This window comes from Nocardia aurea (assembly GCF_003123685.1).
In the GTDB taxonomy this organism is placed as follows: Bacteria; Actinomycetota; Actinomycetes; order Mycobacteriales; family Mycobacteriaceae; genus Nocardia; species Nocardia aurea.
Window position 1 is genome coordinate 63,404 of record NZ_QCYJ01000116.1, and the last position, 12,580, is coordinate 75,983.

The window sequence follows — 12,580 nt, forward strand, 5'->3', positions numbered from 1 at the left end:
CACTTCACGACCGATCGGCAACCGCTCCAGCGTACGTGACGGCCGATGTCGGCTCGCCGCCGCGCCGTTCACCGCCACCCGATGCTGACCAGGCCGATTGAAATATGTCCGGGCTGCTGCGGTATGGTGTTCGGGTTGTCTCGGCGAGGGTGACCGCAGACGTTTTGCGTTCACCGTGATCGACGCGGCTCGGCTTCCGGCCGTCCTCGTTCAGTCTTCGCCCGACGAGTAGACCACCGCCACGATTACGACAGCCACTGGTTTTTCTGTAATCGCCGGCGAGCAACCGTTGATCCAGCCCGGAAGAGCCGTAGGAGTAGATCCAGTCATGTCCGACGCCAACCTTCTCGAAGCCGCCGTACGCACCGAGTTCGGTAAGGGCGCCGCGCGCCGCACCCGTCGTGCCGGCAACGTCCCCGCCGTGCTGTACGGCCACCAGTCCGACCCGCAGCACCTGTCGGTGAACGCCCAGGCGTTCGCCGCGATCCTGCGTGAGCACGGCACCAACGCTGTGCTCAACCTCGTCATCGACGGCGAGAAGCAGCTCGCGCTCACCAAATCGGTTGTCGTGCACCCGATCCGTCGTTACATCGAGCACGCCGACCTGCTGGTCCTCAAGCGTGGCGACAAGGCCACCGCCGATGTCCCCGTGACCCTGGTCGGCGAGGCCGCCTCCGGCACCCTGGTCACCCAGGACGCCATCACCGTCTCCATCGAGGCGGACGCGATGAACCTGCCCGAGGCCATCGAGATCTCGATCGAGGGCGCCGAGGCAGGCACCCAGATCAACGCGGGCGATGTCGTGATGCCCGAGGGCGTCACCCTGGCCGCCGATCCCGATCTGCTGATCGTCAACATCATCGCCGCGCCCGCCGCCGAGTCCGAGGGCGAAGAGTCCGACGAGGCCACCGAAGCGGCCGAATAGTCTTTCGGATCGGTTCTCTACGTGACCGAATCCGTGACCGGACCCGCGCTCGTGGTCGGCCTGGGTAACCCGGGCCCCGAATACGAGCGCACCCGGCACAACATCGGCTTCCTGGTCGCCGACGTGCTCGCAGAGCGCGTCGGCGGCCGTTTCGCCGTGCACAAGAAATCCGGCGCCGACCTGTTGCAGGCGCGCCTGGACGGCCGTCAGGTGCTGATCGCCAAGCCGCGGTCGTTCATGAACCTCTCCGGCCGTCCGGTGGCCGCGCTGGCGAAATTCTTCTCCGTCCCCGCCACCGAGGTTATCGTCGTCCACGACGAACTCGACCTGCCCTTCGGTGAGATAAAACTCAAACGCGGCGGCGGCGAGGGCGGTCACAACGGTCTGCGTTCCATCTCCAGCGCGCTGACCACCAAGGAATACCTGCGCACCCGCATCGGCATCGGCCGTCCGCCCGGTCGCCAGGACCCGGCCGACTACGTCCTGAAACCCTTCGCCGCCCCGGAGCGCAAAGAGGTACCGGTGATCGTGGAGCAGGCCGCCGACGCGGTGGAACTCCTGCTGAAACTCGGGCTCGAACCCGCCCAGAACCGTCTGCACTGAGCTTCGCACGTAGCCGGGCGCACGCCCGATCTGTCACCGTCGCGGCGTAAGTTCGTCCCCATGAGCGGATTCACCGGTTTCCCGCTGGCGGGACTGGATTTCTACGAAGATCTCGAAGCCGACAACTCGAAGACGTTCTGGAATGCGCACAAGGCGGTCTACGACGAATCGGTGCGCGCGCCGATGGTCGCCTTGACCGCGCTGCTCGAACCCGATTTCGGAACGGCGAAGATCTTCCGGCCCTACCGCGACGTCCGGTTCTCCAAGGACAAACTGCCGTACAAGACCGCGCAGGGCGCGGTGGTCGGCACCGCGCCGGGAACGGGTTGGTACGTGCAGATCGGCGCCGCCGGACTCTACGTCGGCGGCGGTTTCTATTCCGGCACACCCGCGCAGATCGCCCAGTACCGCGCCACCGTCGACGACGACGTGCGCGGTCGGGAACTCGAGGCGATCCTGGCGAAACTTCGTAAGCAGGGTTTCGCCATCGGCGGCGACACGTTGAAGACCAAGCCCAAAGGATACGAGGCCGACCACCCGCGAATCGAACTCCTGCGACACAAGTCGATCACCTGCCGCAAGGAGTTCGGCGCACCCGACTGGCTCCCGACCGCCCGCGCGGCCACCGAGGTCCGCAAGACCTGGGAATCCATGCGCCCGTTCATCGATTGGCTCACCGCCGTCGTCGCCCCGACCGGGTGACGCCGGCAGCGCTCGCCGCGTCGGTCGCGGCACCGGCGACCGGATCAGACTCGCTCGGACAGCACCAGGGCGAAGCGGTCGTCCGGGTCGGTCCACACCCGCTCGGTGCGGAATCCGGCGTCGGCGAGTTCGTTCCGCAGCCCGTCGAGGCGGAATTTGGCCGAGATCTCGGTGCGCATCTGCTCGCCGGGCGCGAATTCGACGGTCAGATCCAGTTCCCGGACCTTGACCGTGGTGGCCTCGGTCGCCGCGAGGCGCATCTCGATCCATTCGTTCTCGGCATCCCACACGGCGATATGGTCGAACTTCTCCGGGACGAAATCGGCGTCGAGCCGATTGTTCAGTACGTGCAGCACATTTCGGTTGAATTCGGCGGTGACCCCGGCCGCGTCGTCGTAGGCGGGCACGAGTACCGCCGGGTCGATCACCAGGCCCGCGCCGATCAGCAGTTGTTCGCCCGGTTCGAGGACTTCGTGGATACCGGCGAGGAATTCCGCGCGCTCGGCCGGGACGAGATTGCCGATGGTGCCGCCGAGGAAGGCGATCATGCGACGTCCGCCGCGCGGCAGATTGCCGAGGGTGCCGGTGAAATCGCTGACAACGCCGTGGACGGAGACGGCGGGGAATTCGGCGGCGATCTCCTCGACCGCGGCGCGCAAAGCCGACGACGAGACATCCTGGGGCACATACGTTTCCAGTGCGCCTTCGGCGGTCAGCGCGTTCAGCAGCAGCCGGGTCTTCGCCGAGGAACCGGAACCGAGTTCCACCAGCACCTCCGCGCGGGTACTGCGCGCGATCTCGCCGACCACCCGTTCGAGCAGCGCACGCTCGGTGCGGGTCGGGTAGTACTCGGGAAGTTCGGTGATCTGCTCGAAGAGTTCGCTGCCGCGCGCGTCGTAGAACCATTTGGGCGGCAGCCATTTGGGGGCCGAGGTCAGGCCCAGCAGGGCGTCGGCGCGCAAGGCGGCGGTCAGATCGTCGTCGGAGAGGTGGGTCTCCAGTGTGGGTACGGCGTTCATGGCGCGAGCCTTTCGGGATCGGGAAGCGGTTCGACGACGAGGTGATCCGGACGCGCGGTGACGAGACTGCGGTCGGGGATCGACTGCCAGCGCGGATCGTCGTCGAAGGGTTCGGAGGACAGGATGGCGAAATCTTCGGTGACCAGGGCCGAGAGCGAATGGTGCCAGGTGGTCGCCCACAGCTGGGCGCCGTCGCCGAGCAGGAAATTCAGCCGCGCCCCGGGCGCGTGCGCCGATACCGCCGCGATCAGTAGTCGGAGCGCGGCGGGTGCGGCCGTCCAGGCGCCGTCCGGGAAATCGGTGGCGAGCAGTCCGCGCAGGAGCACCCACAGCGTCGCGGAATCGGTGGCCGACTCGGCTTCGAGCAGACGGGCCGCGTCGAACAACGCACCCGCCCCGAGTTCGGCCGCGGTGTCGGCGAATTCGGCGGCGACCGCGGTCAATGTCCGACGCCAGTCCGGGACGACCCCGTTGTGACCGAACGCCCAGCGGCCTTCGGTGAACGGCGCGCACGCGGTCAACTCGATCGGCATGCCGACCGTGGCCGAACGCACCGAGCCCAGCACCGCCCACGATTCGAGTTGCGGCAGTACCTCTTCCACGGCCGGATCGGTCCAGATCGGCGCGGGATTGCGGTAGCGGCTCACCGACACGGTGTCCTCGTCGTCCTCGCGCCACCACGCGACACCGAAACCGTCGGCGTTGATGGTGCCGCCCTTGCGCATATCCCGCGGCGCCCACGCCTGGGTGCGCAGCGAATGCGTGCCGACGGTCAGCATGTCGCCCACGCGTACCGGCGGACCCACATACCCGAGATGTCTGCACATCAGCGCCCACCCGTCGGGACCGTGACCGTGCGCGCCCGGGCGGGCACGGTCGGCGGCTGGACAGAGCCGAGGTCGCCCATCAACGTTCCTCGGGACGCAGATCACGGGCCAGGCGGAACCCGGCGAAGATCTGCCGCCGGATCGGATGATCCCAGTTGCGGAAGGTGCCGCGGCAGGCCACGGGATCGGTGCCGAAGGAACCGCCGCGCAGCACCCGGTAGTCGCCGCCGAAGAAGACATCGGAGTACTCGGCGTAGGGGAACGCGCGGAAGCCGGGGTAGGGCTCGAAACCCGACGCGGTCCACTCCCAGACGTCACCGATGAGCTGGTGCGCGCCCGCGGGCGAGGCGCCCTTCGGGTACGCGCCGACCTCGGCCGGTTCGAGGTGGCGCTGACCGAGATTCGCGGTGTCGGCGTCGGGTTCGGCGTCGCCCCAAGGGTATTCGCGGGTACTCCCGGTCGCCGGATCGAAACGCGCGGCCTTCTCCCATTCCGCCTCGGTGGGCAGTCGCTTACCCGCCCACCTCGCGTAGGCCTCGGCCTCGTACCAGCAGACGTGCACCACGGGCTGACGCGGGCGCAGCGGTGTCATCACGCCGAAGACCCGCCGCCACCACTGTCCGCTCGGATCGCGCTCCCAGAACTGCGGTGCGATCAGCCCCGCTTCCCGCCGGTGCGCCCATCCCCGATCGGACCACAGTTCGGCGCGGTCGTAGCCGCCGTCGTCGATGAAGGCCGCGTACTGCGCGTTGGTGATCGGCGCGGCATCGAGGGCGAAGGCGTCGACGTGCACCGGGTGGGCCGGGCGCTCGTTGTCCAGCGCCCACGGGTGGGTGGAGGTGCCCATCATGAATTCGCCTGCGGGAACGATGATCTCGCCGTCGACCGGGGTGAGGGTGGTGGGCGCGGGCGGGGCGGACAGCACCGCTTCACCCGCGCGCAGTTGGTGGGTGGCCAGCATCGTCTCGTCGTGCTGCTGTTCGTGCTGGGCGATCATGCCGAACGCGAAACCGTCCTGGACGAGGGGATCGCCGCGCAAGGTGTTGCGGTCGAGCACATCCCACACCTCGTCGCGGACCGTGCCGACGTATTCGCGTGCCTGCGCCGGATCGAGCAGCGGCAGGCCCGGCCGGTTGGCCCTGGCGTGTTTGAACGCGTCGTAGAGTTCATCGATATCGGCGCGGACGGGCTCGCGACCGCCGACATCGCGCACCAGCCACAGCTCTTCCTGATTGCCGATATGGGCGAGATCCCACACCAGCGGACTCATCAGCCGGGAATGCTGGGCTACCAGTTCGGACTCGTCCAGGGCGTCGGTGAGGCCGAGGGTACGGGCGCGCGCCCGGGCCAGTGCCGAGGCGATCCGGTCGCGTAATCGCTCGACGTCGTCGGTGGGTGCGGAAAAGTGCGTGGTCACGGCAGAACTCTCCGAGGGTTGTTCGATGCGGAACGGGGGAACGGCGGGCCGGGCGGCGGCTCGCGCTGGTAGCCGGTGCGGATCCGGCCGGTCACGAACTCGCTCCGGCCCGCTCTCCGCTCGGTGTCAGGCTCGCGCGGCAGCGTCGGGCCGCGGTCTCCAGTTGAGTCGCCGCGGCCGGAGTCGCGGCGTGCGCGGCGGCGAGGGTGAGTATGTCGGCCGCGATCTCGCGGATCTGCGAGTCGGCCAGTCCCTGCCGGGCGGCGTCGAGCCAGCGGCCGGTGAGCGGAGCGGCGAGCGCCGTCGCCTCGGCGACGATCTCGGGGGAGGACAGCAGCGCGTCGACGGCGTGGACGGGCACGGCCCACACGTCCTCGGGCTGGGCGTCGATGTAGCGGATCTCCAGATGGCCCGAGGCGCGGACCGGCGGAAACAGGGTGGTGAGGTGATAGTCGAGGTCGGCGAGACCGGGTCTTCGGCCGATCTCGTCATCGAGCGCGCCGCCGAGCCAGTCGGCGAAGGTGGCGCACGGCGGCGCCGACCAGTTGTCACCCGAACCGTTGGCCACCGAACCGTTGGCACTGCCGTCGGGGCGGCGCACACACAGTAGGGGGACGTCCAGCGCCCAGCGGGCGTAGGAGGCGATGGGGTCGGACCAGTCCTCGGCGGGCGGACGGGCACGCGCGTTGTCCAGTCGCAGCCAGGTCCGCATGCGCTGGGAGGCCCACGCGCCCGCCGGAGCGCCACGCAGGACGGGGGAGCAGGCGAAGGCGGCGAGCAATGCGGGGCCGATGACATGGGTGGCGGTCCAGCGCGCGGCGACCTGCGCGGCATCGGCGCCCGCGTCCACGCTGACCTGGGTGGCCGCGGTATTGCACATCATGAGTTTGCCGAAGGGGCCGATTCCGCCGAAGCACTGCTCCATCGCACGGTAGCGAGGTAGTCGCAGCACGCGTTCGGGGTGGCGGTCGGCGTCGGCGGAGGCGGAGATCACGCGGATCGATCGGGAACCGAGTAGTTCGGTCAGCAGCCCGGCATCCTCGCTCAGGCGCTCGCACAATTCGGCGGCGGTGGCGAAGGGGGCGCTGGAGAGTTCGATCTGACCGCCGGGTTCCATGGTGACCCGGCTGCCCCCCGGCAGCGGAAGCGCCGGTGAATCGGGGGCGATGGACCTCGGTGCGTAGGGTCCGAGTGCGGCTGCCAGTGCAGCCAACCGCGGGCGTGGGGCGGCCGTCGGGCCTGACGCCGAACACTCACCCTGCGCGGTGAGCCATTCGAGTTCGGCGCCGATCAGCGTGGGTGGGCCCAGCTTGAAGCAGACACCGCCCACGTACGCCTCGGCCGCGGCGCGCGAGGACAGTTCCTCCGACGCGGGGGCGGAGCCGGTCGATTCCGGATGCTCGAGAGTAACCGCCATGCCGACCTCCACCGTGAGTTCCTGCACGGGCCGGATCGTGTCCGACGCCGTAAGTTCGTATCGCGTTCGAGTTTGCCTGGTTCGAGCTGCGTGGTTCCGGCTGCCGGATCTCACCCGGAGCGTTCGATCTCGTAGTTCCGTATCGCACTGTCGCGAGCGTTTATTCCCCGCCTCGCATCAATCCAGCGTAGCGAGCGACACCGACAAGTACCGGGGGAAGAAACCGACGAATATGTGACGGCTCGGACTCGGAAGCCGTGTCGATCGTCACCCGATAGGGTCGAGTACATGCTTGACCTGAAGCGCGTGCGGGCCGATACCCCCGGTTACGACTCGGACACGGGGTTGGTCTTCCTCGACAGCGCCGGATCGTCGTTACCGCCGCGCGTCGTCGTCGACACCGTCGTCGGCCATCTGCGCCGCGAGGCCGCGATCGGCGGTTACCGGGCCGCGAGCGAACGGCTCCCCGATCTCGCCGCGGTGAAGACCGCGATCGGCGAATTTATCAACGCCGCGCCGGGCAGTATCGCGCTCAGCGACAGCGCGACACGATCCTGGGCGGATTTCTTCTACTCGGTGCCGCTCGCGCCGGGCGACCGCATCCTGATCTCGGGTTCGGACTACGCGAGCAACGCCATCGCCGCGTTGCAGCGGGCCCGCGCGGTGGGCGCGGTCGTCGAGCGCGTACCGAGCGACAGCAGCGGCCAACTCGACCTCGACGCGTTGGAGCAGATGGTCGACGAGCGGGTCCGACTGGTCTCGGTGTTGCACGCGCCGACCAACGGCGGACTGGTCAACCCGGCCGCCGAAGCCACCGCGATCGCGCATTCGGTGGGCGCGCTGGTCCTGCTCGACGCCTGCCAGTCGGCCGGGCAGATCCCCGTCGACGTCGCGGAACTCGATGTCGACGCGTTGTCGGTCACCGGACGCAAATGGCTGCGCGGTCCGCGCGGCACCGGATTCCTCTACGTGCGCCCCGAGCTGGCGGCGACCATGGAACCGCAGCGGCTCGACCTGCACAGCGCCGAATGGGTCGACGAGACCGATTTCCGCCTCGCGGGTGATGCCTCGCGCTTCGAATTCTGGGAGCACGATGTCGCGGCCCGCCTCGGCCTCGGCGCCGCGGTGCGATATCTGCTCGAACTCGGACCCGACGAGGTCTACGAGGCCATCGCGGCCCGCGCCGAACATCTGCGCAAGGCGTTACCGCAGATCTCCGGGGTGACCGTGCGCGACCTGGGCATCCGCCACAGCGGCATCGTCTCGTTCACCGTCGACGGCGTCGATCCGCTCGCGGTGCGCGACCGCCTCGCCGAACAGGACATCACCGTCACGGTCAGCCACGCGAGTTCCACCCTGCTCGATATGACCGAACGCGGCCTTGCCTCGGTGGTGCGTGCCTCGCCGCACTGCTTCGTCGGTTTCGACGAACTCGACCGCTTCGTCGCGGCCGTCTCGGCGCTGTAGCGACCGTGTCGCAGCGCGAACTCGTCGTCCTCGGCACCGCCAGTCAGGTGCCGACCAAACTGCGCAATCACAACGGCTACCTGCTGCGCTGGGGCGAGGAGGGTGTGCTGTTCGATCCAGGTGAGGGCACCCAGCGGCAGATGACCTACGCGGGCGTCTCGGCGACCGACATCACCCGGATCGCCCTCACCCACTTCCACGGCGATCACTGCCTGGGCCTGCCCGGGATCGTCCAGCGCATCAACCTGGACCGGGTGCCGCATCCGGTGGATGTGTACTACCCGGCCTCTGGCGAGGTGTACTACCAGCGACTGTGCAACGCCACCGCCTATCACCGGACCGTCGACCTGCGTCCGCATCCGATCGTGGGCGGAGGACCGTTGGAAGCGCCGGGTGCGCCGTTCGTCCTCACCGCGGCTCCGCTGTCGCATCCGGTGGAGGCGTTCGGTTACCGGATCACCGAACCGGACGGATTCCGGCTGTCGCAGCGGCGACTGCGGGAGTTGGGTCTGAGCGGACCCGTCGTGGGTGAGTTGCGGCGGCTGGGCGCGGTGGAACACGAGGGACGCACCGTCACCCTGGCCGAGGTCGGCGAACCGAGACCGGGTCAGAGCGTGGCCTTCGTCATGGACACCCGATTGTGCGACGGCGTCGTCGAATTGGCTTCCGGCGTGGACCTTCTCGTCATCGAGGCGACATTCCTGGAATCGGAGGCCGACCTCGCCGCCGAACACGGACATCTCACCGCCGCCCAGGCCGCCGGGGTGGCCGCCGAAGCGGGCGTCCGCACCCTGGTCCTGACCCACTTCTCCCAGCGCTACCGCTCCCTCGACGGCCACCGCGCCGAAGCCGAACGTCGATTCTCCGGTGAGATCGTCGTCGCCGAGGATCTGGCGCGTATTGCGCTGCCCCCTCGGCTCTGAGCGGGTGTTCGTCGACGCGGTGCGGGCACGAACCCCGAAAGTATTCAGGGCAGATGTAATTCGATCACCCGACCGACCAGGGCGCGGGCGTCGGTGTCGGCGGCGATGAGGGCGAGACTGCGGTTGGCGCGCAGCGTGGCCACGCCGTGCAGGTTGGTCCACAGCGCGAGGGCGCGGGCGGCGACCGTCTCGGGCGCGGCGTCCGGACCGAGGACGGCGCGGACCAGGTCGACGAAGGCGGCGTAGGCGGGCAGCGTCGTCTCGCGCAGATTCTCTCCCGAACCCTCGAGCAGGTCGTGGCGGAACATGAGGGTGAACATCTCGGGCCTGGCGCCCGCGAATTCGACGTACTCGAACGCCATGCCGCGCAACCGATCACGCGGGGTTCCGGCGACCGTGGTGAAACGTCGGAGCAGATCGCCGAAACCGCGGGCGGCGATGGCGGCGAGCAGGGCGTTGTGGCTGGGGAAATACCGGCGCGGCGCACCGTGGGAGACACCGGCGGCGCGGGTGATGGCGCGCAGGCCGAGCCCCTCCGCGCCCACCTCTTCGAGCAGGTCGACCCCGACGCCGACCAATCGCTCCCGCAGCGGTTCGCTCTCGACCATGTCGACATTGTGCACCCGCGTGCCCCGTCGTCGCCCGGTGGGGGTAGACACTGTCTACCCGAATCGTGTAGACAGTGTCTACGAACTCGTCCCGGAAGGAAGTCCATGTGGTACCGGCTCTTCAAACACGTTCTGCTCGGTCCGCTGCTGCGGCTGCTCGGGCGGCCGGACATCGAAGGACTGCACCATGTCCCGGACAACGGTCCGGTGATCATCGCGGCCAACCACCTCGCGTTCATCGACTCGCTGTATCTGGCGCTGGTACTGCCGCGCCGCGTCACCTTCCTCGCCAAGATGGAGTACTTCACCGGCACCGGCCTGAAGGGGCGCTGCACCCGGTGGTTCTACACGGTGGCGGGGCAGGTCCCGGTCGACCGCACCGGCGGTAGCGCGGCCGCCGACGCTCTGGCCGCCGCCACCCGCATCCTCGAATCCGGCGGCGTCTGGGCCATTCATCCGGAGGGAACGCGCTCACCCGACGGCCGGATCTATCGCGGCCGCACCGGCACCCTGCGGGTCGCCATCGCCACCGGCGCGCCCGTGATCCCGGTCGTGCTGTCCGGTACCGATCGCGTCAATCCGCGCGGCAGCCGCCGCTGGCGTTTCGCCAAGGTGCGCGTCAGCTTCGGCGCGCCCCGCTACTACGGAGCCGCCGACGATCACCACCCGCGCGCCGCCACCGACGAACTGATGCGTGACCTCGCGGCCAGGGCGGGCCGCCCCTACGTCGACCGGTACGCGGCCACCTTCGCCCACGATCGGACACAGGTCCGCTCGGCCTGACCCGGCCCGGCGAAAGCTGCCACGGCAAGGTTCCGACCACCGAGTCCACGGATTCTCTTCCTCGGATCGAGTCCATTTTCGCGGCGTGTCGGGGGTGTCGAACTCAGCTTGTGACCGTCGGGGATGGGAAAGGGGGTTAACGTACGGACTCTTCGGCGGGATAGTTGGAACAGGGCGGGCGATCGGCCTGTTTCATACCGAGGAGACCGACAGTGAGCAGGTTCACCGAGGAGATGTACGCGACCGCGGGTAGCTCCGACCGCGGTCTGATCACGGGGGAGCCGGACGCGCCGACCCGCTCGACGTGGGGCGAGATCCACGGGATCGCCCGGCGGATGGCGGGTGGGCTCGCGGCGGCCGGAATCGGACCGGGTGACGCCGTCGGCGTGCTGGCCGGAATGCCGGTCGATATCGCCCCCGCGTGCCAGGCCGTCTGGATGCGCGGCGCCTCCGTCACGATGCTGCACCAGCCGACACCGCGCACCGACCTGGGCGTCTGGGCTCGGGATACCGAGACCGTCCTCTCGATGATCGAGGCACGCGCGGTCGTCCTCGGCGCACCGTTCGAGATCGCCGCGCCACTGCTGCGCGAACGCGGCATCGCCGTCGTGCTGATCGACGAATTGCGCACCGGAGACGAGATCGATCCGCTCCCGACCGGCGAGGACGATATCGCCCTCCAGCAATTGACCTCGGGGTCGACCGGCTCACCCAAGGCCGTGCGGATCACCCACGAGAATTTCTACGTCAACGCCTACGCCATGTTCGACCGGGTGAAATTCCAGCTCGACGATGACGTGATGATCAGCTGGTTGCCCCTGTTCCACGATATGGGCATGGTCGGATTCCTCAGCGTGCCGATGCACCTGGGCGCCGAAGTCGTGTGCATCACCCCGCTCGACTTCCTGAAGCGGCCGCTGCTGTGGGCCGAGCTGATCGACAAATATCGCGGAACAGTGACCGCCGCACCGAATTTCGCGTACTCGCTGCTCGCCCGCAGGCTCGCCCAGACTCCCGACGGCGCACTCGATCTGAGCTCCGTGCGCTACATGTGGAACGGCGCGGAACCGGTGGATCCCGACACCATGGAGGCGCTCGCCGCCGCCGGAGCGCGTTTCGGACTCAACCCGATGGCGCTGACCCCGGTCTACGGCATGGCCGAGACCACGCTCGCGGTCTCGGTGCCCGACCCCGGGCACGGCCAGGTACTCGACATCATCGACGCGGGCCTGCTCGAAGCGCTCGGCAAGGCGGTGCCGGTGCACGCCGACAACACCCACGGCGCGGTGCGCAGGCTGCCGACCCTCGGCTACCTCGTCGACCACCTCGAAGGCCGGGTCGTCGACGCCGAACGGCAGCCACTGCCGACGCGGTCGGTCGGTGTCATCGAATTGCGAGGTCCCGCTGTCACTTCCGGCTATGTCACGGTGGAGGGGTTCCGCGCCGCGCAGGACGCGGACGGCTGGCTCGACACCGGCGACATCGGCTATTTCACCGAAGCGGGCCTGATTGTGGTGTGCGGGCGCATCAAGGACGTCATCATCATGGCGGGCCGCAATATCTACCCCACCGATATCGAACGCGCCGCGATGCGGGTACCCGGCGTGCGACCGGGCAACGCCGTCGCCGTGCGGCTCGACGCCGGGGACAAACGCGAAAGTTTCGCGGTGGTTGTGGAATCCAACGATCACGAGAATCCGGACGAGGTCAAGCGCATCGAACGCGAGATCGTGCACGCGGTGTTCTCCGAAGAGGGCGTGCGTCCGCGCACCGTCGCGGTTCTCGGGCCGGGCGCGCTGCCCAAGACGTCGTCGGGCAAACTGCGTCGCGCCGCGAGTGCGGTTCATCTGCGCTGAACGGCACCGGTCCACGCGGACACTTTCGCGCCC

12 protein-coding genes are annotated in these 12,580 nt (G+C 68.7%); 7 read left to right on the forward strand and 5 right to left on the reverse strand.

The window, feature by feature from the left end; translation table 11 throughout:
* Positions 1-328: 328 nt before the first annotated feature.
* From DAT37_RS27735 to DAT37_RS27745, 3 genes are read left to right on the forward strand one after another with little or no spacing between them, the layout of a single operon-like run.
* Positions 329-925 carry a 50S ribosomal protein L25/general stress protein Ctc gene (locus tag DAT37_RS27735; protein WP_109527827.1) on the forward strand — a complete coding sequence of 199 codons (597 nt, stop codon included), beginning with the start codon at positions 329-331 and terminating at the stop codon, positions 923-925.
* 21 nt (positions 926-946) lie between these two features.
* The gene (gene pth, locus DAT37_RS27740; RefSeq protein WP_109527828.1) at positions 947-1,528 is read left to right on the forward strand and encodes an aminoacyl-tRNA hydrolase; all 582 of its coding nucleotides are present in this window, start codon (positions 947-949) and stop codon (positions 1,526-1,528) included.
* A 60-nt stretch (positions 1,529-1,588) separates the two neighbouring features.
* Positions 1,589-2,230 carry a DUF2461 domain-containing protein gene (locus DAT37_RS27745; protein ID WP_109527829.1) on the forward strand — a complete coding sequence of 214 codons (642 nt, stop codon included), beginning with the start codon at positions 1,589-1,591 and terminating at the stop codon, positions 2,228-2,230.
* 44 nt (positions 2,231-2,274) lie between these two features.
* Here the strand turns inward: DAT37_RS27745 and egtD are convergent, their stop codons facing one another.
* From egtD to egtA, 4 genes are all read right to left on the reverse strand, one after another.
* Complete coding sequence (egtD, locus tag DAT37_RS27750) at positions 2,275-3,249, reverse strand: L-histidine N(alpha)-methyltransferase (RefSeq protein WP_109527830.1); 975 nt, start codon at positions 3,247-3,249, stop codon at positions 2,275-2,277.
* On the reverse strand, positions 3,246-4,076 hold the full coding sequence (egtC, locus tag DAT37_RS27755) for an ergothioneine biosynthesis protein EgtC (protein ID WP_109527831.1): 831 nt from the start codon (positions 4,074-4,076) through the stop codon (positions 3,246-3,248). Before egtC ends, egtD begins: the two co-directional genes overlap by 4 nt.
* Positions 4,077-4,155: 79 nt before the next feature.
* Positions 4,156-5,439, reverse strand: coding sequence for an ergothioneine biosynthesis protein EgtB (egtB, locus tag DAT37_RS27760; protein WP_408637448.1), 1,284 nt, complete (start codon positions 5,437-5,439; stop codon positions 4,156-4,158).
* 145 nt (positions 5,440-5,584) lie between these two features.
* Complete coding sequence (gene egtA, locus DAT37_RS27765; RefSeq protein ID WP_109527951.1) at positions 5,585-6,910, reverse strand: ergothioneine biosynthesis glutamate--cysteine ligase EgtA; 1,326 nt, start codon at positions 6,908-6,910, stop codon at positions 5,585-5,587.
* A gap of 288 nt (positions 6,911-7,198) precedes the next feature.
* Here egtA and DAT37_RS27770 point away from each other — a divergent pair, with 288 nt between their 5' ends.
* Complete coding sequence (locus DAT37_RS27770) at positions 7,199-8,377, forward strand: aminotransferase class V-fold PLP-dependent enzyme (protein ID WP_109527833.1); 1,179 nt, start codon at positions 7,199-7,201, stop codon at positions 8,375-8,377.
* 5 nt (positions 8,378-8,382) lie between these two features.
* Positions 8,383-9,300, forward strand: a complete 918-nt coding sequence (locus DAT37_RS27775; protein ID WP_109527834.1) for a ribonuclease Z — start codon at positions 8,383-8,385, stop codon at positions 9,298-9,300.
* A 44-nt stretch (positions 9,301-9,344) separates the two neighbouring features.
* Here the strand turns inward: DAT37_RS27775 and DAT37_RS27780 are convergent, their stop codons facing one another.
* Positions 9,345-9,908 carry a TetR/AcrR family transcriptional regulator gene (locus tag DAT37_RS27780; RefSeq protein ID WP_109527835.1) on the reverse strand — a complete coding sequence of 188 codons (564 nt, stop codon included), beginning with the start codon at positions 9,906-9,908 and terminating at the stop codon, positions 9,345-9,347.
* Between the two features lie 105 nt (positions 9,909-10,013).
* On the opposite strand from DAT37_RS27780, the gene DAT37_RS27785 reads away from it, so the two are divergent.
* Positions 10,014-10,691 carry a lysophospholipid acyltransferase family protein gene (locus DAT37_RS27785; RefSeq protein WP_109527836.1) on the forward strand — a complete coding sequence of 226 codons (678 nt, stop codon included), beginning with the start codon at positions 10,014-10,016 and terminating at the stop codon, positions 10,689-10,691.
* A 212-nt stretch (positions 10,692-10,903) separates the two neighbouring features.
* A complete protein-coding gene (locus tag DAT37_RS27790; RefSeq protein WP_109527837.1) occupies positions 10,904-12,547 on the forward strand; it encodes a fatty acyl-AMP ligase in 1,644 nt (547 codons plus the stop codon).
* Positions 12,548-12,580: the final 33 nt, after the last annotated feature.